25 protein-coding genes are annotated in these 20,551 nt (G+C 55.1%); 16 read left to right on the forward strand and 9 right to left on the reverse strand.

Translation table 11 applies throughout. The annotated features are described in order from the left end of the window. Nucleotides 1-106: 106 nt before the first annotated feature. The 3 genes from KDN35_RS01250 to KDN35_RS01260 all read left to right on the forward strand — a co-directional run bounded on the left by KDN35_RS01250 (nucleotide 107) and on the right by KDN35_RS01260 (nucleotide 2,838). On the forward strand, nucleotides 107-1,114 hold the full coding sequence (locus KDN35_RS01250) for a M15 family metallopeptidase (protein WP_249178833.1): 1,008 nt from the start codon (nucleotides 107-109) through the stop codon (nucleotides 1,112-1,114). A gap of 216 nt (nucleotides 1,115-1,330) precedes the next feature. Further along, entirely contained in the window at nucleotides 1,331-1,864 is a 534-nt protein-coding gene (locus tag KDN35_RS01255; protein WP_230077118.1) for an RNA polymerase sigma factor, read from the forward strand. After that, entirely contained in the window at nucleotides 1,855-2,838 is a 984-nt protein-coding gene (locus KDN35_RS01260) for a hypothetical protein (RefSeq protein ID WP_171564246.1), read from the forward strand. Before KDN35_RS01255 ends, KDN35_RS01260 begins: the two co-directional genes overlap by 10 nt. A gap of 174 nt (nucleotides 2,839-3,012) precedes the next feature. Here KDN35_RS01260 and KDN35_RS01265 read toward each other — a convergent pair whose 3' ends face one another. Beyond that, nucleotides 3,013-3,351 (reverse strand): hypothetical protein, encoded by a 339-nt coding sequence (locus tag KDN35_RS01265; protein WP_171564245.1) that lies wholly within the window; start codon nucleotides 3,349-3,351, stop codon nucleotides 3,013-3,015. Nucleotides 3,352-3,500: 149 nt separating this feature from the next. Then, on the reverse strand, nucleotides 3,501-4,067 hold the full coding sequence (gene lepB / locus KDN35_RS01270; protein WP_171564244.1) for a signal peptidase I: 567 nt from the start codon (nucleotides 4,065-4,067) through the stop codon (nucleotides 3,501-3,503). A gap of 395 nt (nucleotides 4,068-4,462) precedes the next feature. On the opposite strand from lepB, the gene KDN35_RS01275 reads away from it, so the two are divergent. From KDN35_RS01275 to KDN35_RS01285, 3 genes are all read left to right on the forward strand, one after another. Beyond that, complete coding sequence (locus tag KDN35_RS01275) at nucleotides 4,463-4,885, forward strand: MarR family winged helix-turn-helix transcriptional regulator (RefSeq protein WP_171564504.1); 423 nt, start codon at nucleotides 4,463-4,465, stop codon at nucleotides 4,883-4,885. Nucleotides 4,886-4,965: 80 nt separating this feature from the next. Next, on the forward strand, nucleotides 4,966-5,487 hold the full coding sequence (locus KDN35_RS01280) for a hypothetical protein (RefSeq protein WP_171564243.1): 522 nt from the start codon (nucleotides 4,966-4,968) through the stop codon (nucleotides 5,485-5,487). 123 nt (nucleotides 5,488-5,610) lie between these two features. Then, nucleotides 5,611-5,784 carry a DUF4025 domain-containing protein gene (locus tag KDN35_RS01285; RefSeq protein WP_171564242.1) on the forward strand — a complete coding sequence of 58 codons (174 nt, stop codon included), beginning with the start codon at nucleotides 5,611-5,613 and terminating at the stop codon, nucleotides 5,782-5,784. A 186-nt stretch (nucleotides 5,785-5,970) separates the two neighbouring features. Here KDN35_RS01285 and KDN35_RS01290 read toward each other — a convergent pair whose 3' ends face one another. The 3 genes from KDN35_RS01290 to KDN35_RS01300 form a co-directional block, all read right to left on the reverse strand. Beyond that, nucleotides 5,971-6,480, reverse strand: a complete 510-nt coding sequence (locus KDN35_RS01290; RefSeq protein ID WP_212131897.1) for an isoprenylcysteine carboxyl methyltransferase family protein — start codon at nucleotides 6,478-6,480, stop codon at nucleotides 5,971-5,973. A 7-nt stretch (nucleotides 6,481-6,487) separates the two neighbouring features. Continuing rightward, nucleotides 6,488-7,552: a type III polyketide synthase gene (locus KDN35_RS01295; RefSeq protein ID WP_171564240.1), complete on the reverse strand. Its 1,065-nt coding sequence runs from the start codon at nucleotides 7,550-7,552 to the stop codon at nucleotides 6,488-6,490. 159 nt (nucleotides 7,553-7,711) lie between these two features. After that, a complete protein-coding gene (locus tag KDN35_RS01300; protein WP_171564239.1) occupies nucleotides 7,712-8,965 on the reverse strand; it encodes an MDR family MFS transporter in 1,254 nt (417 codons plus the stop codon). A 345-nt stretch (nucleotides 8,966-9,310) separates the two neighbouring features. Between KDN35_RS01300 and KDN35_RS01305 the strand changes: the two genes are divergently transcribed. From KDN35_RS01305 to KDN35_RS01315, 3 genes are all read left to right on the forward strand, one after another. Then, nucleotides 9,311-9,955, forward strand: coding sequence for a GGDEF domain-containing protein (locus KDN35_RS01305; protein ID WP_171564238.1), 645 nt, complete (start codon nucleotides 9,311-9,313; stop codon nucleotides 9,953-9,955). A gap of 204 nt (nucleotides 9,956-10,159) precedes the next feature. Continuing rightward, nucleotides 10,160-10,777, forward strand: a complete 618-nt coding sequence (locus KDN35_RS01310; RefSeq protein ID WP_171564237.1) for a DUF47 domain-containing protein — start codon at nucleotides 10,160-10,162, stop codon at nucleotides 10,775-10,777. Beyond that, nucleotides 10,770-11,789: an inorganic phosphate transporter gene (locus tag KDN35_RS01315; protein WP_171564236.1), complete on the forward strand. Its 1,020-nt coding sequence runs from the start codon at nucleotides 10,770-10,772 to the stop codon at nucleotides 11,787-11,789. Before KDN35_RS01310 ends, KDN35_RS01315 begins: the two co-directional genes overlap by 8 nt. A gap of 68 nt (nucleotides 11,790-11,857) precedes the next feature. Here the strand turns inward: KDN35_RS01315 and KDN35_RS01320 are convergent, their stop codons facing one another. From KDN35_RS01320 to KDN35_RS01335, 4 genes are all read right to left on the reverse strand, one after another. Beyond that, nucleotides 11,858-12,097, reverse strand: a complete 240-nt coding sequence (locus KDN35_RS01320; RefSeq protein WP_171564235.1) for a hypothetical protein — start codon at nucleotides 12,095-12,097, stop codon at nucleotides 11,858-11,860. 180 nt (nucleotides 12,098-12,277) lie between these two features. Beyond that, complete coding sequence (locus KDN35_RS01325; protein WP_212131898.1) at nucleotides 12,278-12,907, reverse strand: Crp/Fnr family transcriptional regulator; 630 nt, start codon at nucleotides 12,905-12,907, stop codon at nucleotides 12,278-12,280. Nucleotides 12,908-12,972: 65 nt separating this feature from the next. Further along, nucleotides 12,973-13,620 carry a Crp/Fnr family transcriptional regulator gene (locus tag KDN35_RS01330; protein ID WP_212131899.1) on the reverse strand — a complete coding sequence of 216 codons (648 nt, stop codon included), beginning with the start codon at nucleotides 13,618-13,620 and terminating at the stop codon, nucleotides 12,973-12,975. A gap of 46 nt (nucleotides 13,621-13,666) precedes the next feature. After that, nucleotides 13,667-14,497 (reverse strand): methyl-accepting chemotaxis protein, encoded by an 831-nt coding sequence (locus tag KDN35_RS01335; protein WP_249178834.1) that lies wholly within the window; start codon nucleotides 14,495-14,497, stop codon nucleotides 13,667-13,669. A 267-nt stretch (nucleotides 14,498-14,764) separates the two neighbouring features. Between KDN35_RS01335 and KDN35_RS01340 the strand changes: the two genes are divergently transcribed. The 7 genes from KDN35_RS01340 (at nucleotide 14,765) to KDN35_RS01370 (ending at nucleotide 20,542) form a co-directional block, all read left to right on the forward strand. Next, nucleotides 14,765-16,105: an MFS transporter gene (locus KDN35_RS01340; protein WP_249178835.1), complete on the forward strand. Its 1,341-nt coding sequence runs from the start codon at nucleotides 14,765-14,767 to the stop codon at nucleotides 16,103-16,105. Nucleotides 16,106-16,272: 167 nt separating this feature from the next. Further along, nucleotides 16,273-17,751, forward strand: a complete 1,479-nt coding sequence (locus KDN35_RS01345) for a 4-hydroxyphenylacetate 3-hydroxylase family protein (RefSeq protein WP_171564231.1) — start codon at nucleotides 16,273-16,275, stop codon at nucleotides 17,749-17,751. 36 nt (nucleotides 17,752-17,787) lie between these two features. Next, complete coding sequence (locus tag KDN35_RS01350) at nucleotides 17,788-18,345, forward strand: NADPH-dependent FMN reductase (protein ID WP_212131900.1); 558 nt, start codon at nucleotides 17,788-17,790, stop codon at nucleotides 18,343-18,345. After that, the gene (locus KDN35_RS01355; RefSeq protein WP_212131901.1) at nucleotides 18,332-18,541 is read left to right on the forward strand and encodes a tautomerase family protein; all 210 of its coding nucleotides are present in this window, start codon (nucleotides 18,332-18,334) and stop codon (nucleotides 18,539-18,541) included. The genes KDN35_RS01350 and KDN35_RS01355 overlap by 14 nt, the downstream gene beginning before the upstream one ends. Then, entirely contained in the window at nucleotides 18,538-19,083 is a 546-nt protein-coding gene (locus KDN35_RS01360) for a 3-hydroxyanthranilate 3,4-dioxygenase (RefSeq protein WP_212131902.1), read from the forward strand. The genes KDN35_RS01355 and KDN35_RS01360 overlap by 4 nt, the downstream gene beginning before the upstream one ends. After that, complete coding sequence (locus tag KDN35_RS01365) at nucleotides 19,068-20,078, forward strand: amidohydrolase family protein (protein ID WP_212131903.1); 1,011 nt, start codon at nucleotides 19,068-19,070, stop codon at nucleotides 20,076-20,078. Before KDN35_RS01360 ends, KDN35_RS01365 begins: the two co-directional genes overlap by 16 nt. A gap of 2 nt (nucleotides 20,079-20,080) precedes the next feature. Beyond that, entirely contained in the window at nucleotides 20,081-20,542 is a 462-nt protein-coding gene (locus tag KDN35_RS01370; RefSeq protein ID WP_171564226.1) for a RidA family protein, read from the forward strand. The last annotated feature ends 9 nt before the right edge of the window (nucleotides 20,543-20,551 follow it).

The raw sequence follows: 20,551 nt of genomic DNA on the forward strand, positions 1-20,551 counted from the left end.
AGCAAACCTGGCAAAAAGCGTAACATTTAAGGCTATGATTCCGTCATTCTACATGGTAAGGTAGAACAATACACATGTGTGTGCAAGGAACCAGGAGGTATATCGCATGAAAACACGAAAACCCGCCGGTCTAGCAGTTGCAGCCGTACTCTCCGCCGTGCTGTTGGGAGGATGTGAAGGGCTGCAGCCGACCGCTCCGGCGGACTCGCAGCCGACTTCGACGGATGGGGCTAACGCTCCGTCATCCTCATCGATCAGCCTGGCCGCCGTTCCGGACAGCATGGTGCTGGCACCGGGGGCCAAAAAGACCTTGCCGTACGGGGATGGCGTCACGTATCATTCTTCTGCGCCCGATGTCGTGACAGTCGGTTCCAACGGGGAGCTTTCCGTATCTTCCCAGGCAAAGGCCGGTTCCACAGCGACCGTTACCGTGGAGTATCAGGGCGAACGCAAAGACGTGACGATCACAGTCAAACCCTCTCTCGCTGCGACCGTGACGATGGTGAACGGCATTCCGACCGTTACCAATCCGGACGATTTGGTCGTGGTGGTCAACAAGGAACGGGCCCTGCCCGCCGATTACGTGCCGCCTCGTCTGGTCGAACCCAACGTGCCGTTCACGTTTTCCGGCAAGGCGGAGAAGCGCCTGTTGCGCGAAGAAGCGGCCCGTGCCCTGGAGGAGCTGTTCGCCAAGGCGAAACAGGATGGTATTCAGTTGTACGGTGTCTCCGGTTACCGTTCGTATCAAACGCAAAAGGGACTGTTCGAAGGTTACGTGAAAACGCAGGGAGCTGAGCACGCGAACCGCTACAGCGCCCAGCCGGGGAAAAGCGAGCATCAGACCGGCCTGGCTATCGACGTAGCAGGCACCGATCCCAGCACCTTGCTGGAGGAGCCGTTTGCCGATACCCGTGAAGGCAAATGGCTGGCGGAGCACTGCGCCGAATTCGGGTTCATCATCCGCTATCTGAAAGGGAAAGAAGAAATCACCGGCTACGCCTACGAACCGTGGCATATCCGCTATGTCGGAAAAGAAGTGGCCAAGGAGATCATGTCCTCTGGTGTTACGTTGGAAGAGTACTTCCAGGACAGCGGTCAGGTGCAGGCTCGTTAGGCATCCGATATACTGACAGATTGACGAAGCGGCTTTCCGCCCCGGATAGGGGACGACGGACAGCCGCTTCTTTCGTCGTCGGTTCGTGCGGCTGCCGGAGTGAGACGACCGCCTGGAACGAATCCCGGCGGTTTTTTATTCTGTAAGAAAAAAATGGCCGCTTGTATCTAACTAAATAGAGAGAAAGGAGGGAGAACGCTGGAACAGAACCATCTGTTGACGGACGGTGCCGTACTGAACCAGACCAGGGATGCCGCATTCGAACAACTGATGCAGACGCAGATGGCTCGGGTGTACCGGCTGTGCTGCTGGTTGGTCAACGACCGGACGGCTGCGGAGGACATTACCCAGGAGGTTTTCCTCAAGGTGTACAAGCATCTGTCTGCGTTTCGGGGAGACAGCCGGATTGAGACATGGCTCTATCGGATTGCGGTCAATGAGTCCAAACGGTACCTGCGCTCTGGGGTGTTTCGCAAACGGTTTTCCGCCTCCCAGGCAAACCGTGTAGCGTGCGCCGACATCGAGAAGGAGGTCATGCGGAAGGACGAACAGGCCGCGTTGTCACGGCTGATCGACACGCTGCCGTTTCGGCACAAACAGGTACTCATTCTCCACTACTACGAAGAACTGAGAGTGGAAACGATCGCCGAAATCCTGGGCATTACACCCGGAGCAGTCTACACCCGCCTGCACAGGGCGCGGGAAAAGCTGAAAGCATTGATGCGCAAGGAGGAGGAGCGATGGATTTAGACAAAAGGCTGCGCGAGCTGGCAGCGGCGAAGCGGATGGCATTTCAACCGTCCAGGGCGGACATGGAGCGGATCGAACGGAACATCCGCGAAAGGATCGGACAAAAACAGGGGAGGTTCCGTCGTGCCGCAGTCTCCATCGCGGCCGTGGCGACAGCCTGCGGGGCGGGCGCGTTCCTCCTGACGCCTGTTGTTATGGACTGGCAGCGCGATGCGGGAGGCGGCCGCGTTCCTGTCGTGGAGCCGGCAGACCCATCTGTTGAGGAGCAGTTCCCGTTTGCTGAGGAATTCATCCGATTCCTGAAGTCGTATACCGACCTGGAGCTCACTCAAATCGAGCCGTCGCCATTTGCAGACGTTTTTGCGGCAACGAATCAAGCCGTTCGGCTGACCACCAACCAAGGGAAGCTGGACGTCGTGTTTTTCCCCAATCCGGGGCAAGCGGAAAAGGTGGAGATCGACGAGGATTTTTCCGTGCCGGGCCACATTACCTTAACCTTCACTGGCGCTGAGCTAAAGACGGGCTTTACTCCGATGAAAGCATCGGGGCCGACCTATGTGTACGCGCATGATAAGCTGTTGCTGCTGACGAACAAGAGCGGATTCCTGCATTCGTTCCAAATCAAGTTGTTTCTCCACGACGTGTACCGGGATGTGTTTGAAAGTTTCGGCATCGATCCGGAGGAGTATGAATTCGACCGAGGGATCAAGCAAGGGAAGCAGGCATCTCACCTGTCGGAAAAAGCGTGGAAAGGATTGGATGCAGCCTGGACACAGGTAGCCGTAAACGGAAAGGTCGGCGACATCATCCCTGGCCTGTTTCTTAAACACGATGGCCAGGAAGCGCTGATTGTCTACAAGTCGTCCGATGCGGTCAATCACCTATACCGTTACGCGTGGGAGGAAGAGCGGGGCGAGTGGGTGCTCACGGCACACGGCAGCAAGCAGGGGAAAACCATCCGGAAACGCCCATGACTGACGATTCCCCGTTTCCTTGCCGTCGCTGTCTGGCGGAATCTGGGATACGTGCGGTTTAAGGAACCTGTTCCAAAACGAAACACAGCTCTCCGCGCAATCCGGACGGGAAACGCGGAGAGCCGTGTGCTGTTCGCGACAGTCAATGTCCGCCGCACCGTGAATGCGGCCGAATCAGTGACGGGTCTGGTAGGTTGGCAGGGGTGACGGCTGCTGCTGCAAGGGAATCTGCTGTGTGACTGACTGCTGCAGCTCCCGCTCCATTTGCTCGCACAGCGTGATCGCGTGCTGCATCTGGCGAATCGCCATGTCATGACCTTGCAGAGCCTGCTGAATCATCTGGACCGCCTGCTGCTCGCGAGCAGCCAACTGCTGCAGCGTGGCGGCGTTTTGCTGTTCCTGCTGCAGAAGCTGGCGGTAGGTGGCGCTTGCTTGCATTGTCTGTTGGATCAACTGCTGGATGGTCTGTTTGCACTGAGACAATTCTTGTTGGGCATGGGTGATCGTATGCACGAAAAAACGACCTCCTGATTGTGGGATTGATGCATGCGATTACCCTTTTATGTTGTGCAACATACGGAAAATTATCAGTCGTGTTGGTCAGATGCGCCCGTGACACCGCATGTGTTGTTCTCATGCAAAAACCAGCATCCCGGCTGCACTTACTTGGGCAGGCGGATGCTGTTCAACGGCCAGTAGACCAGTTCCGCCCGGCCGACCACGTGCTCCAGGCTGACGGGGCCGATGACCCGGCTGTCCATGCTGTTGTTCCGGTTGTCGCCCATGACGAAGACGTGGCCGGGGGGGACGGTGATCGGGCCAAAGTCTTCGGTGAGTGTGATGCCGTTCGCTGCCGCTTTCAACTTGTTGGCGGTGAGGTATTCCTCTTGTACAGGCTGGCCGTTGACATACAGCTGATCGTCTTTCGCCTCCACGGTATCACCCGCGACGGCGACGACTCGCTTGATCCAGTTTTCCCCGCTCGCGTCGGGGTGGATGATCACGATTTCGCCTCTTTTCGGCTGCTGCAGGTAATAGATTGCCTTGTTGACGATCACCCGTTCGCGGTCGTGCAGGGTGCTCTCCATGGAACGCCCTTGAACGACGTAAGGGGCCATCACAAACACATAGATAAAGGCGGTCAAGCCGCCAATCAAGACGAACGATTTCAACCAGTCTGCCAATTCCGTTTTCCATTTTGCCTTTGCCGTGCTTTGCGTATGTTCCATATGCCAATCTCCTATGTATCAGGTTTGTCGGGAGGCCGCCGGTTGGTTTCGAAAACAGGAGGCGCTGCCGTATCTATTATTATACATATATTATACATACGATACGGACGGAAACGGAAGTTGTTTCGTGGAAATAGGTGGAAAATAGGCTGTATTTCGCCAATTGTCCGTCACGAATTTGTCACGGAACTCGCCCCTTGCATCGTTTGCCATTTTGCGGTAAGATGTCAATGTAAAAAGTTTTACAGTAAAAATATTAAACGGTAAACGTATTGTCCTACTCACATCCCCTTTTTCAGAGGCCGACTGAATAACGCTTGCGCAGACTGTTAACAGCCGATATATTTTTATAGTAAAAGTATGAATTTTTGAAAAAGGGTGATGATGTGAGCGAAATGTCCCGCGCCGGTAAAATCGAGGAACTGGATCAGGTGTTTGTTGAGTTGGCTCGCTTCTTCATCAGCCATTGGCTGCTGGAAGAAGAAGTAATTAGCCCCAAGCAGTTCATCTTGCTGCGGGTGCTCTATGACAGAGAGCGCAGCACGGTGTCCGAATTGGCCGCTCTCTTGAAGCAGTCGAACAGCGCCACCACCATCGCACTGAATCGACTGGTCAAGTCGGGCTACGTCAATCGGCTCCGTGATGAACAGGACCGGCGGGTCGTCTGGGTTACGCTCTCGGACAAAGCGGTTCCGCTGATGGAGCGATTGTTGTCCAGACGGAGGGAACTCCTCACCAAACTGCTGGAAAACCTGACCGACAGCGAACTGGAACAGTTTACACTCTATCTCCGAAAACTGAAGCAAGGCTTGCAGTAACCTACTTGCCGTATCGGAGCAGCGGGCGGGGGATATTTCACAGGACAGCGTGAACCAACAGAAGATGGGAGTGTACGAAAATGAAAAAATCGACAACACTGTTGATGGGAACCATGGTTCTCGGCGCCACTCTGTTCGCGAACGCTGCTTATGCAAACGAAGCTGTTCAGGCTCACGGTTGGATCAACATGCCGGCAGAGGATCAATGGGTAGTCCAGCCGGGAAACAACGCGACTGTCACCAACCAAAGCGGCTGGATCAACATACCGACAGAGGATCAGTGGGTGGTCCTGCCGGGAAGCAACGCGACTGTCACCAACCAAAGCGGCTGGATCAACATGCCGGTTGAGGATCAGTTCGTAGTTCAGTCGAGCGTTACAGCACAAGTAACCACGCAAAACGGATGGATTGCCATGCCGGTAGAAGATCAAACGATCATCCTGTCGCCCAAAAGCGAGCAACCCACCGGCGTGGCTCACGGTTGGGTGGCTGCTCCGGTAGAGGACAGCGTGATCGTGGTGAAACCGGCTGCCAGCACCAACGATATCACTCAGGCTCACGGCTGGAGTTGGTCGGTGCCGTATGCGAACAACGACAAGTAAACACGCTCTTGCCCCTAACCCCTTCTCGATGCAGAAGGGGTTTTTTGACGCGCTCGCTTTGGCTAAATGGCAGGGAAGCCGCACACACTACGAATTGACCTAAATCAGGAAGGAGGAACTGACATGGCAGATGAGCGCCAAAATGAATTGGACCGCACTGCTGACACATCGATCAGGACATTTGCGTCAGAGTCCGAAGCAGATGCGGAGCAATCCCAGGAGGTGAACATCACCCAAGAGCAGGTGAGCGATATGTACAAAATGGGGACGATCGACGATGCCCAAGGACTGAACTGATGTCCTGATCTCGACCGTCCCCGCTTGCCTGCCGGGCGGGTACAGCAGACGGCAGGCTTGATCGTCTGATCCATCTCCTCTGATCCGTCTCCATCAAACAGCAACAACCCGGACTGCATATTTGTCCGGGTTGTTTGTTATGTCAAAGCGGCAGTCGTCCTTTCCCCTGATCACAATGCGTACCGCTTACGGCCGGTCGTAGACAGCCCGCTCTTCCGTGGGTATCCGGACGCGCCACAGCAGCCAAAAGTTGGCCAGGGAAAAGACGACGGCGGTCACGACGGCGGAAAAAGTGAGCGGCAGGACGAGCAGTTCAATCGACACCACCAGGTAGTTGGGATGGCGCAGGAAGCGGTACGGGCCGCGCCGCACGGGTTCGCTGCCGGGAAGGATGTAGATGCGCGTGTTCCAGCGTTTTCCCAGGCTGACGATGCACCAGTACCGCAGTCCTTGGGCCAGTGCAAATACGGAAAATGTCCAGGCCCACCACGGCGCGGTCCTGCCCTCATGGAGGAGTCCCTCCGCGAGCAGGCTGACAAGAAACAGCACATGCAGGGTGACGATGTACTTGTAGTGTTCGGCCCCTACTTCCCGTCCGCCCGCGGCGAGGATGTGGCGGGCGTTGCGCCGCGCGAGGGCCAGTTCCAGCAGGCGTTGGGCGACGACGACGGTATAGACGGTGACAAAAAAGCTCACGCTCTGCTCACCTCGCTTCCAACAGGATCAACTCCGAACTGAAGCCAGGTCCGAGGGCGGCCAGCAGTCCCTTTTCGCCCGGCTGCCAGTCCTCTTCCATGCACTTTTCCAGCACAAATAAAACGGTGGGCGACGACATGTTGCCAAAGTCGCGGAGGACGTCCTCGGCCAACCGTGTGGCTTCTGCCGGAATCCCCAACGCCTGCCGGTAGGCGGCCAGCACCTTCGCCCCGCCGGGATGGAAGATAAATCGCTGCACGTCCGGGACAGATACGCCAAACGGTCCGAGAAATCCCTCGACGTTGGCCCGCATCGACTGCCGAACCAGGCTGGGAATGTCGCGGGAAAAAATCACTTTCAGGCCCGGTTCGGTCAGTTCCCAGCCCATGATGTCCAGCGTATCCGGCCATGTTGTCGTGCGTGCCCCCATGAAACAGAGGCGGGGCGGAGCAGACGGCCGCTTCACCTCATCACCTTCCACCAGCACGGCAGCGGCTCCGTCAGCAAACAGGCAGGTGGCGACCAGGTTGCTTTTGGACAGGTCTTGTCGGATAAATGTCAATCCGCACAGTTCTACTGCCACCACCAGGACGCGGCTTCTGGGGTACGCCCGGGCGTATTCAAATGCCCGTGTAAGACCCATCGCCCCGCCGACGCATCCCAGTCCCCACAGCGGCACGCGGGCGATGTCCGGCCGCAGGCCCAAGCGGTTGATTAGATGGGCGTCGATGCTTGGGGTGGCGATGCCCGTGCTGGAGACGAAGATCAGGCAGTCAATCTCCGAAGCCGCCGTGTTGGCCTTGTTCAGGCAGCGCCGGGCGGATTCGGCACCGAGGGAGACGGCATGCTCCACGTACAGCCGGTTTTTTTCAGCAAACCCGTGTTCTGTTGTAAACCAGTCGAGCGGCATGCAGAAGTGGCGCTTGCGAATTTGGCTGTTGGCAAAGACGGCGAGCAGGCGATCAATGTCGGGGAAGGCTTGTTGGAAAAACGCACGGGCGACCGCCATGGAATCGTCCTGAGTGATTACATGTTCAGGAACAGCGGTCGCCGTGGCTTCGATGCGGGGCATCGCAATCCCTTCCTTTTCGTCAGGTAAGTAGTTCCAGTTTTCCCTAAACGCAGTTGTCCGATTCGTGACACACGGGAAAACAAAACGAAAGCGGAAGGGAGCGAGAACAGAATCGCTTGAGCTGCAGGCGGTCGTTGGCGGGAAATCGCCAGCCGCCCTTTATGACGCGGCAATCGGAGGCTTGGAACCGTCAAAAGGAGCCGGCTGCCGCTGGCTCATGGCCCGCTTCACCAGCCGGTACTGGAACAGGCCGGCGACGAGCAGGAGGACGGCGAGCAGGGAAAACCAGTAGGCGCCGCCGATGCTGCGGAACGACACGGCGCCAAGCGACGGGCCGATCGCGCCAGTGATGCTCCAGTTGGCCCCGAAAATGGAAAAGTAACGGCCGCGGTACGCTTCCGGCGCCATGACGGAAATTGCCTTTTGGATTTGCGGGCCGTACAGCATCTCGCCCAGTGTAAAGATGGCCTCCGCCACCACCAGCAGGAAAAAGGTGGGGGCCCAGCCGTAGCCGATGCCGACACAGGCGAGGAGCAGGTAGGCCAGCAGGATGACGCGATGGGCCGGAAAACGTTCGGCAAACTTGGCGATCACGATCTGGCAGCATACGACGAGCAGGCCGTTGATCGTGATCAAGGTGGCAAACACGGTCAGGAAATCATCAAAGCGCGTCCGCAGGTGCTGCGGCAGGATGATCTCCACCTGGGAGTACAGGAGCGAGACCGGAACGGCCGCCAGCGTCATCCACAACAGGGTGGTGTGCTCGTGCAGCCGCAGCTTGGGCGCTTTTGGCTTGTCTGCTTGGCCTTGGCTGCCCTGCTTCCGTTTCTCACGGGGGAGTGTCTCCGGTACTTTCCACACGATCAGCAGCATATAGGTGAAGAGTGCGGCCGAACAAATGCCGAAGACGATTGCCGGGTTGATTTTGTACAGCGTAACCCCGATCAGCGGTCCCGCCGCCGCGCCCAGGTTGAGGGCGGTATGCAGCAGGGCGAACACCTCACTGCGCTTTTCCTCCGGAACTACGTCCGTCACCTGTGCGCTGGCTGCCGGCCAGAACAGGGACGAGCCGATTCCGTTCAGAATGGTTAAAGCCGCAAAGTCATAGAGGGACTCCGCCCAGATGTAACCAGCCATGGAGATCGCTTCGATCGCCAGGGCGGCCACCATCAACGGCTTTCGTCCGTAACGGTCAGCCAATCCTCCAGAATAAAGTCCGGCGATCATGCTGGTCAGCGGCTGCAGACTGGTCACCATGGCCGCCACCACCAGATTGTTGTCCATTCTCTCATATAGATAAAAGGCCAGGAAGGGTCGGAGCATGAATCCGGCAAATGTGGTCAGAATCGTCCCGATTACGCGGATCCAGATGGTCGAGTCATAACGTGCAAAGACGGATTGAAGCCATGCCATGTGGTAAATTCCTCGCTTCTGATAAAAGAATTTTTTAGTAGTATACGAATTTTTTGTGAAATGAAAAAGAAGGTTTATACATATCTGAATACTGAGTTTTTCGTTAATGCCGTTTGCGTGAGCACGGCTTCCATGAGAGGGGTCGCGAACGGAGCGAGCGATACGCGAGTCGGTTTACACGTTGTCCCGACACTGCGCTGGCGATTTTTTTCCTTGAACTCACTGGAACAGACAGGTAAAATATTCCTATGAATAAGATAAAAGTCCTATATTTTCCGTGGTTATTTAGGTCTTTTGTATCATATCCAACGCGTTTTTGTGCGAACTACGTCGGAGGGGATATCGTTGGACTTACGTTGGATAGGGTTGGGGATATCCTGCCTGTTTAGCCTGCTGTGGACGGTTGTATACGGACTGCCGTCCCATCAGCTGACGGCCGTACTGGCCGCAGTGGTCGCGGTGATGCAGGCAGCAGCGGGTTACCAGATGGGATTGTATGCCGAGAGACTGAGAGAGGAGGCCAGTCTGGACTCGCTGACAGGTGCTCTTGTCAACCGCCGCTTTTTTGCATTGCTGGAAAAGGAGATAGAGCGGGCCCGCCGCCACGACTATCCGGTTACCTTGCTGTTTATCGACCTGGACAATTTTAAGATATTCAATGACAGCCATGGTCACTTGGCGGGAGACGAGCTGCTGTGCCGCTTTGCCGACATTCTGAAACGCAGCATCCGCGCGCAGGATGCGGTCGGCCGATGGGGCGGCGAGGAGTTTGTCATCATGCTGCCTCATGCGGAAACGCCGCACGGTGTAGCCGTGGGGGAGAGAATCCAGCGCAATGTTCGGGAGGATCTTGGGGGCGTAACGGTCAGCATCGGCATTGCCTCGTTTCCCGCGCACGCGTCCACGGCAACGGAACTGGCGGCGAAGGCAGACACCCTGATGTACGAAGCGAAAAAAAAGAAAGACTGCATTTTGGTAGCGCACCATTGAGGGAAGGAAACATTTGGAGATAATTGAACACCCGCATCCGGAATAGGGCGGGTGTTTTTCGCTTGTCATGCGTCTTTACAAAACCTTTACAATATCTTAATGAAAAAAATACGCGTTTGTCCTTGTTTTTAAATTTACCTTTCGAAAGTTGTTCGGTTATAATCGTTGAGGCGCTATTTTTCCAAAGGAGTGACGACGGAACATATGTGGAAATCCAACAAGGACATCTTCTTTGACCTGTTTGAACAGCAAATCGCCAATGTTCACAAAGGCACCCATCTGTTTTACGAGATGATTGGCAACTATCAGGATGTGGAAGCCAAAGTGAAAGCGATTAAAGCGGTTGAAAAAGAAGGGGATGAAATCGTTCGTCGGATCATGAACGAGCTGAACTCCACGTTCATCACCCCGCTGGAGCGGGAGGACATTCACCAGCTCGCGCATACGATGGACGAAATGATTGACTATATCGACGGGGTAGCGGATCGGATGTACCTCTATCAAGTGCACCAGCCCGATCCTCGCGTTCTGGCTCAGGCCAACATTCTGGTGAAATGCTCGGCCAAACTGATCGAGCTGATTCGCACCCTGCGCAAACTGGATCACAAGGTGGTGTCCCAATACGCTTCCGAGATCAAGGAATTGGAGCATGAGTCCGACTCCAACTACCGGAAAATGGTGTCCGACCTGCTCAACGCACCCGACGCCAATCCGATCGAGGCGATCAAGCTGAAGGAGATTTACGACAAGCTGGAAGACTGTGCGGACTTCGCCGAGGATGTTTCCAACCTGGTAGAAGGGATTGTGCTGAAGAATGCTTAGTCTTTCGCCTGACATAATCATACTCATCCTTGTCGTCATCATGGCGCTCAGCTTTGACTTTATCAACGGCTTTCACGACACGGCCAACGCGATCGCCACGTCCGTGTCCACCCGGGCGCTGAGTCCCCGCACGGCCATTCTGATTGCGTCGGTACTGAACCTGATCGGTGCGCTTACCTATACCGGCGTGGCCAAAACGATCGGGGGAAGCATCGCCGACCCGTTCAAGCTGGAGAACGGTCTGGTCATCGTCCTGGCCGCGCTTACGTCCGCCATTCTGTGGAACCTGATCACCTGGTGGTTCGGGATTCCCAGTTCGTCGTCACACGCCCTGATCGGCGGGGTGGCCGGTGCGGTTGTCGGTGCAGCCGGTTTCGACTCCATTAACATGGCAGGCTTTATCAGCATTGTCCAGGCGCTGATTTTCTCACCGATCGTTGCGTTTGTAGTCGGGTTTGTCATTATCAAGCTGGTCTCCGCACTGGTGGCCAACATGCCGTATCATCGTACGAACAGAGGCTTTCGCTTGTTGCAGGTGCTGTCGGCGTCCTGGCAATCGTTCAGCCACGGGGCCAACGACGCTCAGAAGACCATGGGGATCATCACTTTCGCGTTGATCTCCGGCGGCTTTATGACCTCGGAGACGGGTGAAATCACGATTCCGATCTGGGTGAAAATCTCGGCGGCGATCGCAATGGCGCTTGGCACGTCGTTTGGCGGCTGGCGGATCATTAAAACGATGGGTGGCAAGATCATGAAGATCAAGCCGATCAGCGGCTTCTCCGCCGACTTGTCGTCTGCCCTGATTATTACCATTTTTACCATGCTGAAACTGCCCGTCAGCACGACGCACGTGATCACCTCGTCCATTCTGGGCGTGGGAGCGTCGCAAAAATTCTCCGCAGTAAAGTGGGGATTGGCCGGCCGGATCCTGGTGACATGGGTCATTACACTGCCGGCGACAGGACTGCTCGCAGCTGCCTGTTACGTGGTATTCGACGTCTTTTTGTAACGGAATCGAGTTCCCGCCTCTCTCTCTTAACGGGGAGAGGGGCTTTTTTGTTTTACGGGGAAAGCGGATCAGGAAGTGCCGGTCAACCGCTCCCAAAAGCCGGGACGCGGTTTGATCTGCACCATCCGGACCGACGTATACGGGATGTAGGTGAGCGAGCCGTCCGCTGCTTCCAGCAGCAGCCCCGCCGTGCCGTAGTCGTGCAGCTTTCCTTCCTCATAAGCAGACAGGCCTGGCCCGATCATGCCCGGAGCGAAGTGAACGCGCACGTTCCGGTCCAGATACGCTTCCAACATGTCGTCATCCATGTGATCCTCCTCCTGTTCCTTTCGTCGTTTTCTTTCAGTTATGCCCACCTTTGCGACAATTCAGACCAGAAAAAAACACCCGACCCACCGGTCAAGCCCCCGTTGAGCAGTCTCGATTCTTCAAAAAAGGGAAACCCCCTCCCACTGCGGAGGGGGTTACAAGGACGTACTTTGCTCAAACTACACACTTTCCACTTGGGTCAGTATCTCTCGAATCCGCTCGATCTGAATAACCTGAATCACGCCGTTGGAGAATTGGATAAAGCCTTGCTGGCGCCATTTCTGGATGATCTTGTTGACCGTGATCCGGGACGTGCCGATGTATCGGGCGAACGACGTCTGGTTGATGGGAATGTTTTCATTCTCATGAATTTGAATCAATTTCAACAAAAAGTGAGCCATTTGGTGTTCGACCGGGCTGTCCAGATAGGAAATGATTTCGGCGAGGAGTCGTACTTTATAGATATGGGAGTTGGTGAAGATCATCGCCGCATGGGGATGATCCTTGCACACTCTTGACAAGGCTTCATCGGAGAAATGATAGAGAATCGAAGGTGTAGTGGTCACCGCGGTTGTCAAATAGGTTCCTCTGTGAGCCCCGTGTTCCCCTAGCAAGGTCCCGATCGGGACGTAGTCAATGACACGCTCGTGGCCGTTATCGGATAGCAGGCTGATTTTCACCCCGCCCTGCCCAAGGTAATAAAAGCCTCTGCCGTTTTCTCCCTGGCGATACACGAACGTATTCTTTTTCAGTTCCAGTTTTTGTCCATATGATAAGAACGGAGTCCACTTGTAGCGAAGGTTTACCATACGATCACCTTTCCTTCCCAACATCATTCTCTGTGCAACATTGGACAGGGAATGAGCGCCCCAGACTAAACCGTTTTCGCTGTCGGTGCAGACAGATTCAACTTCCGCAACACATCCGGACGCTTGATCACAAATTTGCGCTGCTCGATGTCGATCAGTCCGTCTTCTTTCCACTGTTTCAGGATTTTGTATACGGTGATTCGGGTTAATCCGGTGCAGTGCGCCAGGTCCTGTTGGGTGAGGGGGACTTCATAGTTTTTAAACTCATCGCAGATGTTGAGGAGCAGCGCGGCGATCTGCTCTTCGGAAGAAAGCGCTTTCATATTAATCGCATAAAGAAGAATCCGCATTTTTTGATTGACGGTTTGAGCAAACAGGGGCAGTAATTCCGGCCGCTCCTTCATCAGTTTCGCAAACTGTTCGCAGGAAAAATGATAGACCACCGAGTCCTTAACGGCGATCGCGGTGGTAAAGTGCGTTTGCCGGTCCATGGTTTGAATCCCGAGCAGTTGGCCAGGCACCACGATGTTCAACAACCGGTCTTTTCCTTTTACCGTGGAGGTGACGATTTTCACCAAGCCCTTGTGAAGGTAATAAAACCCGTCTCCCAGACTTCCCTGGTAGTAAATGACGGATTTTCCTTTCACGAATTGCCTCTTCCCGTACTTCAGAAACGTCTCCCACTTCAGGTCGGTTTCAAAAGGGGATACCATATCGAACACTCCTTTCAATATGGTTGTAAACGATTAACGGCTGTGGTTAGTGGCCGGCTTGGATCTGCGACATCTGCTGCAGCAGGCATGCCTCCTTGGTAACGTCTTGAATGGCGGAAGCCAGTTCCATAATCCCTTCTGTCTGTGCCTTTGCGAGATTTTTTGATGCAAGCACCATTTGTGAAAGAGAGGTGATCTCCTCCTGCAGCGAAGAAAGGCGCTTGGAGATTTCCTTTGCCAAACCGCCGGACGTCGAAGCCAAACGACGCATTTCTCCCGCAACGATCGCAAAGCCTCTGCCCTGCTCCCCTGCACGGGCGGCTTCAATCGAGGCGTTCAACCCGAGTATGCCCGACTGCTTGGCGATGTCTGAAATTGATTTCAATACGGAAAAGGTTGTTTCTACTTGCTGCAGCATTCCGGTCATGACCTGATGAAGCTTCTCGCTGTGTGACGACAACGTCTCAGCGCTTGACTGCATCACCACGGACTGGGCGGAAACCTCTTCCACAATGGCCGACAGGTGTTCGGCAATCTGTACTAGCTTATTTTGGCGATCCAGACTGACTCCGAAGACGAGCGCACCGGAAATCCTGCCGTCTTCCTCAATCGGCAGTCCGTCGGCAATGTAAGCGATTTCGTACACCGAGGAATCCATCAGCTTTGTCATCGGTCTTCCCTGCTTGATAATCGTATTGGCCAGACTGCCTTTCTTGATTGGATCATGCGGCGATAATCCGAATTGCAAGGTCTTTACGGGCAGGTAGGTTAAAAATTTCTCCCTATCCGTGATCCCGAGCGTAAAATCATCTTCAAAGCACAAAACCATCCTGTGCATGATGGAAGATACGTGCACGACACTTTCCAGCATGATCATACCCTTCAAGCTCCTATGTTTCATAAATCTAAATTTTCAGAAACTATCAGCACAATTATAAATGGGCGAAGAGCATATGTACAACGTAATCATTCTCGTCGCGAAAAAAAGTCTGAAAAAATGTTAACTGGTTTACAACCGGCGTGACGGAAGGGTTCGAAAAAGGGATTGGAACGTTAAGCGATTTACACAGGGAGGTCCTCCCTTTTAGTACAATCAGTTCACGACAATTTTAAATATTTAAACAATTATCAGGGGGAGGATATGATGAAAGGGAATCTGCAAATGGATGCGCCCGTTCTCGATCCGTCGTCGAAACCGGCAACCAGGACAATGCCAGCCATCACGCTGCTCGTTGTTGTCATCTGTTGGTTCAGCATGCTGGCAGACGGGTATGATCTCGGCATCTACGGCGCTGTGCTGCCTTCGTTGATGGAGTACAAGGATTGGTCGCTGTCTCCGGCGAAAGCGGGCGCCATTGGAAGCTATGCGCTGGTCGGCATGTTGGTGGGAGCCATCTGTGTCGGAACTGTCACGGACATGATCGGGCGCAAAAAGACATTGGCTTTTTGCGTATCGTTGTTTTCCATCATGATGGGGTTTGCCGCGATGGCACCCTCGCCTGACATGTTCGGTTTGTTTCGTTTTCTTGGAGGTATCGCGCTGGGCGGCGTGATTCCCACGGCGTCCGCCCTCACCATCGAGTATTCGCCGGTGGAACGGCGGTCGTTGATGTACGCCGTGATGTACACAGGGTACCCGGTCGGCGGTCTGCTCGGTGCGCTGCTGTCGATGTATTTCCTGCAGGATTTCGGATGGCGGTTCTTGTTCTGGCTCGGCGCCGTCCCGATTCTCCTCGTGCCGTTCATTCTCACGTATTTGCCCGAATCGATCAGCTTCCTGCTGGCGAAGAACAGACGCGAAGAGGCGGAGCAAATTGCCGCCCGGTACAACATTCCGCTTGATACCATCGGAGCGTACCAACCGGATCAAGCGAACGAGGGAAAGGGTAAATTCGCCTCGGTCGCCGCGCTGTTCGCCAAACAAAACATCCGCGCGACCATCTGTTTCTGGATCGCCTTTTTCATGGGCCTGCTGATGATTTACGGGTTGAGCACATGGCTGCCGAAAATGATGAAGGAGGCCGGGTACCCGCTCGGATCCAGTCTGGGATTCCTGTTCATGCTGAACCTGTCGGCTGCGGTGGGCGCGCTGTTGGCGGGCAGGGCGGCAGACCGGTGGGGATCGCAGAAGATCATCAGCATCTCCTACCTCCTCGCTGGGGTCTCGATGGCCCTCTTGAGTGTAAAATCGTCGATGCCGGTGGTGTACGCCCTGGTCGGCCTCGCCGGTTTCGGGACGATCGGTACCACGTTGATCATGAACGCCTACATTTCCAAGTACTTCTCCGCAGATAACCGGGCGACCGCGCTGGGATGGGCGATCGGGTTCGGTCGGATCGGGGCGATTTCCGGCCCGGTGCTGATCGGATTGTTCATGTCCTGGAACATGGGGCCCTCCTGGAACTTCTATACCTTTGCCATCGCGGGAATCATCGCTTCGGTCATGGTGCTGTTTATTCCGAAGCACCGCGACGGGAACATCTAACCAACGCGTGGGAGGCTGTCGATACTATCGGCAGCCTTTTTTTCTGACGTCACTTCAAAAATCGGGTGAAAACGTTAACCGCACTACAATTTTCAAAATTGTTCAATATTATAATGCAATCACAAGACAGGAACTCATCCTAACCAAGAAAGTAGGGAGGAATTACCATGGGAATCCGAACAGGTGCCCAGTACATCAACGGATTGAAATCCCGGCAGCCGGAGATTTGGCTGTCCGGACGGAAAGTGACCCATGTATGCGACGAGGTTGTGTTCCAGCAGCCAATACGTGAAATCGCAAAGCTATACGATATGCAGCACGATCCGGAGTACCAGGACAAGATTACGCACATCTGTACAGAAACCGGGGAACGGGTGAACAATGCGTTTCTGGTCCCGAAAACCCACGAGGATTTGCAGGCTCGCCGGGCGCTGTTTGAAGCGTATGCCAAAGCCACGTTCGGCTTGATGGGCAGAACTCCGGATTTTCTCAATGTTGTGCTTACATCGTTGTTCAGCAACGCTTCCTTTTTGGAAAAATACAATCCGCAGTGGGCGGAAAATATCCGCGCGTATTACCGGTACATCCGCGACAACGATTTGTTCTTGACGCACGCGATTATCAACCCGCAAAACGATCGCAGCAAGTCATCGCATGAACAGCAGGATCCCTTTATCCATTTGGGCACGGTGAAGGAAACGCCGCAAGGACTGATCGTCCGAGGCGCGAAAATGCTCGCCACCCTGGCGCCGATCACGGATGAAGTGATCATCTACACGTTCCCGGGATTCAAGCCCGGCGATGAGCGCTACGCGCTTGCCTTTGCCGTTCCGATTGACACGCCGGGACTGCGCATTCTCTGCCGTGAACCGATGCAGGACGGAACCCGCTCGCTGTTTGACCATCCGCTGGCGTCACGCTTTGAAGAAATGGATGCGGTGCTGGTCTTCCACGATGTATTGGTGCCGTGGGACCGGGTCTTCCTGTACAACAACGTGGAAGCGGCCAACCTGCTGTATCCGAAAACGGGTATCGCGCAGCAGCCGGCGCATCAAACCGGAGTACGCGGGCTGATCAAACTGCAGTTTGCCACGGAAGTAGCGGTCCGTCTGGCCGACTCCATCGGCGTGGATGTCTACCTGAATGTCCAGAACGACCTGGGTGAGTTGATCCAGGCGGTGGAATCGATCAGGGCGCTGTTGCGGATCGCCGAACAGGAGTGCGACGTATTGCCGTCCGGCGAAATCATGCCGGGATGGGTGCCGCTGGAAACGATACGCGGACTGCTGCCGAAGATGTACCCGCGCGCCGTGGAAGTGCTGCAAATCATCGGAGCAGGCGGTCTGCTGATGTCTCCGACGGGGGCCGATTTTGCCAATCCGGAATTGGTGGAAGACATGGAGAAGTATTTCGCCGGTCGAGCGGGTGTCTCCGGGAAGGAACGCGTCCGTTTGTTCAAGCTGGCCTGGGATCTGTGCGGAGAAGCGTTCGGTCAGCGGCTTCTGCAATACGAACGCTACTATACCGGCGATCCGATCCGCAAGCGGGCGATCTTTTTCAACAATTACAAACGGGAGCGCTCGTTTGACCTGGTCGATGACGCGTTGAGCGTGCTTGATCTTAATGAACCGGTCGTGAAAGCGTGAGGAACGGACGGCGCTTCGGACAAAGGAGGAAACGGGATGAAGCTGTTAGGCATATCAGGAACGATTGTGGGGGCAAAAACGCGCATACTCGTGGAAAAGGTTCTCGAGGAAGCGAAGAGGCTGGACCCTGAGCTGGAAGTGGAACTGCTGGATATGAAGCAGTACGATGTCCAGTTCTGTGACGGGCGTGACCCGTCCACCTACACCGGTGACACGAAAACGGTGATCGACATCGTCTCTTCCGCTGATTTCTACATCATCGGCACGCCGATCTTTCAGGGATCGATCACCGGGGTGCTGAAGAACCTGTTCGACCTGGTGCATCCGCAGGCGCTTCGCCATAAAGTGATGGGTTTTGTCGCCAACGGGGGCACGTATCAGCATTATCTGGTGATTGAAAATCAGCTGAAACCCATCGCCGGATACTTCCGGGCGTACGTCGCACCCGGCTATGTGTACGCGCATGCCGACCACTTCAACCGGCAGAATGAACTGGTGGACGAAGACGTGCTGCAGCGGATCAGGAATCTGGCCGAAGAAGTGGTCCATATGCAAAAAGCGTTAAAAGCCGGTGATATTCATGCCTATTCTTGAGATCAAGCTGCTGGAGGGACGAGATCAAGAGGTGAAGGAGCGTTTGATTGCCGATGTAACGAAAACGGTCTCCGAAACCCTGCAGGTCGCACCCGAACGGGTCAGGATCATCCTTTACGAGATTCCGTTGAACCATTGGGCGATTGGCGGAAAGACGGTGAAAGAAAACCAAGCGGAAAAGGAGCGATTGACATGAGTACGACGAGCATGTTCGCACCGATCAATTTGTGGAAATTTATCGAGGAAAACAAGGACCAGCTGAAACCTCCGGTCAACAACAAGGTGATCTGGAAAGACGCGGAGCTGATGGTGATGGTGCTGGGCGGACCGAACAAACGGCGTGACTTCCACGTCGATCCCTCCGAAGAAATTTTCTATCAGCTGAAGGGAGATTGTTATGTAGAGATCATCAACCAGGAAGGCAAACGCGAAGTGATTACCGTGCGGGAAGGAGAAATGTTCCTGCTTCCGGCCAATGTTCCGCACTCGCCGCACCGGGTGGCCGATACCATCGGCATTGTCATCGAGCGAAACAGGGCCCAGGGAGAGCTGGAGGACTTCGTCTGGTTCTGCGATCAATGCGACCATGAAATGCACCGCGTCACCGTTCAGCTGATCAATATCGAAACGCAGGTAAAGCAAGCGATCGAAGGATTCAACGGCAGCCTGGAGCTGCGGACTTGCAAAAACTGCGGATACGTCATGCCGCCGGAAGCGAGCGAATGGAAATGCGAGTAGATTTTCATACCCACATCATCCCGGAAGACCTGCCGAACTTCGCCGAAACATTCAAGGGAGAGCGCTGGCCTGTCCTGCACCGGACATGCGCATGCGGCGCCAATATCCTGGTCGGGGGAAAGGTGTTCCGCGAAGTGACCGACCAGGTATGGGACCCTGCGAAGCGGCTCCAGGATATGGACCGGGAAAAGGTGGACATCCAGGTGCTGTCTCCGATTCCCGTCACGTTCTCCTATTGGGCGCCCGCTGAAGAAGCGGAAGTGATGGCCCGCATCCAAAACGATTTCATTGCGGAAACCGTGAAACAGCATCCCGACCGGTTTATCGGCCTGGGAACGGTTCCTCTGCAGAACACGGCCGTCGCCATCCGTGAAATGGATCGCTGCGTTCACGAACTGGGCCTGAAAGGGATCGAAATCGGTACCAACGTGAACGGAAACAATCTGGATGACCCTGCATTCCTGGAATTTTTCGAGATGTGCGAGAAGTGGGACGTGCCGCTGTTTGTCCACCCGTGGGAGACGTTGGGCAGAGAGCGGATGCCTCGCCACAATCTCATGTACACCGTGGGGATGCCGAGCGAGACGGCCCTCGCTGCAGCCAGCCTGATCCTTGGCGGCGTGATCGAGAAATTCCCTCGCCTGCGGATTTGTTTGGCCCACGGCGGGGGATCATTCCCTTACATTCTTCCCCGGCTGGACCAGGGCTGGAAGGTATGGCCCCATCTCCGGCTGCTGGAACAGCCGCCCAGCCATTACGCCAAGAATTTCTATTTTGATTCGTTGGTCTATGATCCGGCGAACATCCAGTACATGATTGACCGCTTTGGCTATGAGCGGATCCTAATGGGCTCCGATTACCCGTTCCTGCTGCGGGAAATTCCCCCGGGCGAAGTCATTGACCAGATGCTGACGGTTACGGAAGAACAGAAGCGGGCGATGCTCGGGGAAAACGCGCTTCGCTTCCTGAATATGAGCCAGGTGAAGGTGAGGTAACGATGACGATACATGCGGCGACACCCGAACAACGATTGCAGGATCTGGGCCTGACGCTGCCTGCGCCGCGGCAGGCGGCGGGAAATTACGTGGGCTGCGTTCGCACCGGCAATCTCCTGTTTCTGGCCGGTCAAGGGACGGACGAGTACCGCGGCAAACTGGGCGAAGACGTCACGGTGGAAGTAGGCTATCTGGCGGCAAGACAGTGCATGCTGAATCTCCTGGCGGTCGTCAAACGGGAGATCGGCGAATTGAGCAAAGTGAAACGGATTGTCAAACTCCTGGGCTTTGTCAACAGCGCTCCTGATTTTACGGATCAACCCAAGGTGATGAACGGCGCCTCCGATTTGCTGGTGCAGATTTTCGGAGAGAAAGGCAAACACGCCCGTTCTGCGGTAGGCATGGCGCAGCTTCCGCACAACAACGCGGTCGAAGTAGAGATGATCGTGGAAATTGAGGAGTAGGGGGGATTC

Source organism: Brevibacillus sp. NL20B1, assembly GCF_018195675.1.
In the GTDB taxonomy this organism is placed as follows: domain Bacteria; phylum Bacillota; class Bacilli; order Brevibacillales; family Brevibacillaceae; genus Brevibacillus; species Brevibacillus aydinogluensis.

Bases quoted from the DNA above. Each gene is read 5' to 3' on its own strand.
- KDN35_RS01250 (WP_249178833.1), top strand. From the start codon at position 107: ATGAAAACACGAAAACCCGCCGGTCTAGCAGTTGCAGCCGTACTCTCC.
- KDN35_RS01260 (WP_171564246.1), top strand. From the start codon at position 1,855: ATGGATTTAGACAAAAGGCTGCGCGAGCTGGCAGCGGCGAAGCGGATG.
- lepB (WP_171564244.1), bottom strand. From the start codon at position 4,067: ATGGAACATACGCAAAGCACGGCAAAGGCAAAATGGAAAACGGAATTG.
- KDN35_RS01275 (WP_171564504.1), top strand. From the start codon at position 4,463: ATGTCCCGCGCCGGTAAAATCGAGGAACTGGATCAGGTGTTTGTTGAG.
- KDN35_RS01280 (WP_171564243.1), top strand. From the start codon at position 4,966: ATGAAAAAATCGACAACACTGTTGATGGGAACCATGGTTCTCGGCGCC.
- KDN35_RS01285 (WP_171564242.1), top strand. From the start codon at position 5,611: ATGGCAGATGAGCGCCAAAATGAATTGGACCGCACTGCTGACACATCG.
- KDN35_RS01295 (WP_171564240.1), bottom strand. From the start codon at position 7,552: ATGCCCCGCATCGAAGCCACGGCGACCGCTGTTCCTGAACATGTAATC.
- KDN35_RS01300 (WP_171564239.1), bottom strand. From the start codon at position 8,965: ATGGCATGGCTTCAATCCGTCTTTGCACGTTATGACTCGACCATCTGG.
- KDN35_RS01310 (WP_171564237.1), top strand. From the start codon at position 10,160: ATGTGGAAATCCAACAAGGACATCTTCTTTGACCTGTTTGAACAGCAA.
- KDN35_RS01315 (WP_171564236.1), top strand. From the start codon at position 10,770: ATGCTTAGTCTTTCGCCTGACATAATCATACTCATCCTTGTCGTCATC.
- KDN35_RS01320 (WP_171564235.1), bottom strand. From the start codon at position 12,097: ATGGATGACGACATGTTGGAAGCGTATCTGGACCGGAACGTGCGCGTT.
- KDN35_RS01325 (WP_212131898.1), bottom strand. From the start codon at position 12,907: ATGGTAAACCTTCGCTACAAGTGGACTCCGTTCTTATCATATGGACAA.
- KDN35_RS01330 (WP_212131899.1), bottom strand. From the start codon at position 13,620: ATGGTATCCCCTTTTGAAACCGACCTGAAGTGGGAGACGTTTCTGAAG.
- KDN35_RS01335 (WP_249178834.1), bottom strand. From the start codon at position 14,497: ATGATCATGCTGGAAAGTGTCGTGCACGTATCTTCCATCATGCACAGG.
- KDN35_RS01340 (WP_249178835.1), top strand. From the start codon at position 14,765: ATGAAAGGGAATCTGCAAATGGATGCGCCCGTTCTCGATCCGTCGTCG.
- KDN35_RS01345 (WP_171564231.1), top strand. From the start codon at position 16,273: ATGGGAATCCGAACAGGTGCCCAGTACATCAACGGATTGAAATCCCGG.
- KDN35_RS01350 (WP_212131900.1), top strand. From the start codon at position 17,788: ATGAAGCTGTTAGGCATATCAGGAACGATTGTGGGGGCAAAAACGCGC.
- KDN35_RS01355 (WP_212131901.1), top strand. From the start codon at position 18,332: ATGCCTATTCTTGAGATCAAGCTGCTGGAGGGACGAGATCAAGAGGTG.
- KDN35_RS01360 (WP_212131902.1), top strand. From the start codon at position 18,538: ATGAGTACGACGAGCATGTTCGCACCGATCAATTTGTGGAAATTTATC.
- KDN35_RS01365 (WP_212131903.1), top strand. From the start codon at position 19,068: ATGGAAATGCGAGTAGATTTTCATACCCACATCATCCCGGAAGACCTG.
- KDN35_RS01370 (WP_171564226.1), top strand. From the start codon at position 20,081: ATGACGATACATGCGGCGACACCCGAACAACGATTGCAGGATCTGGGC.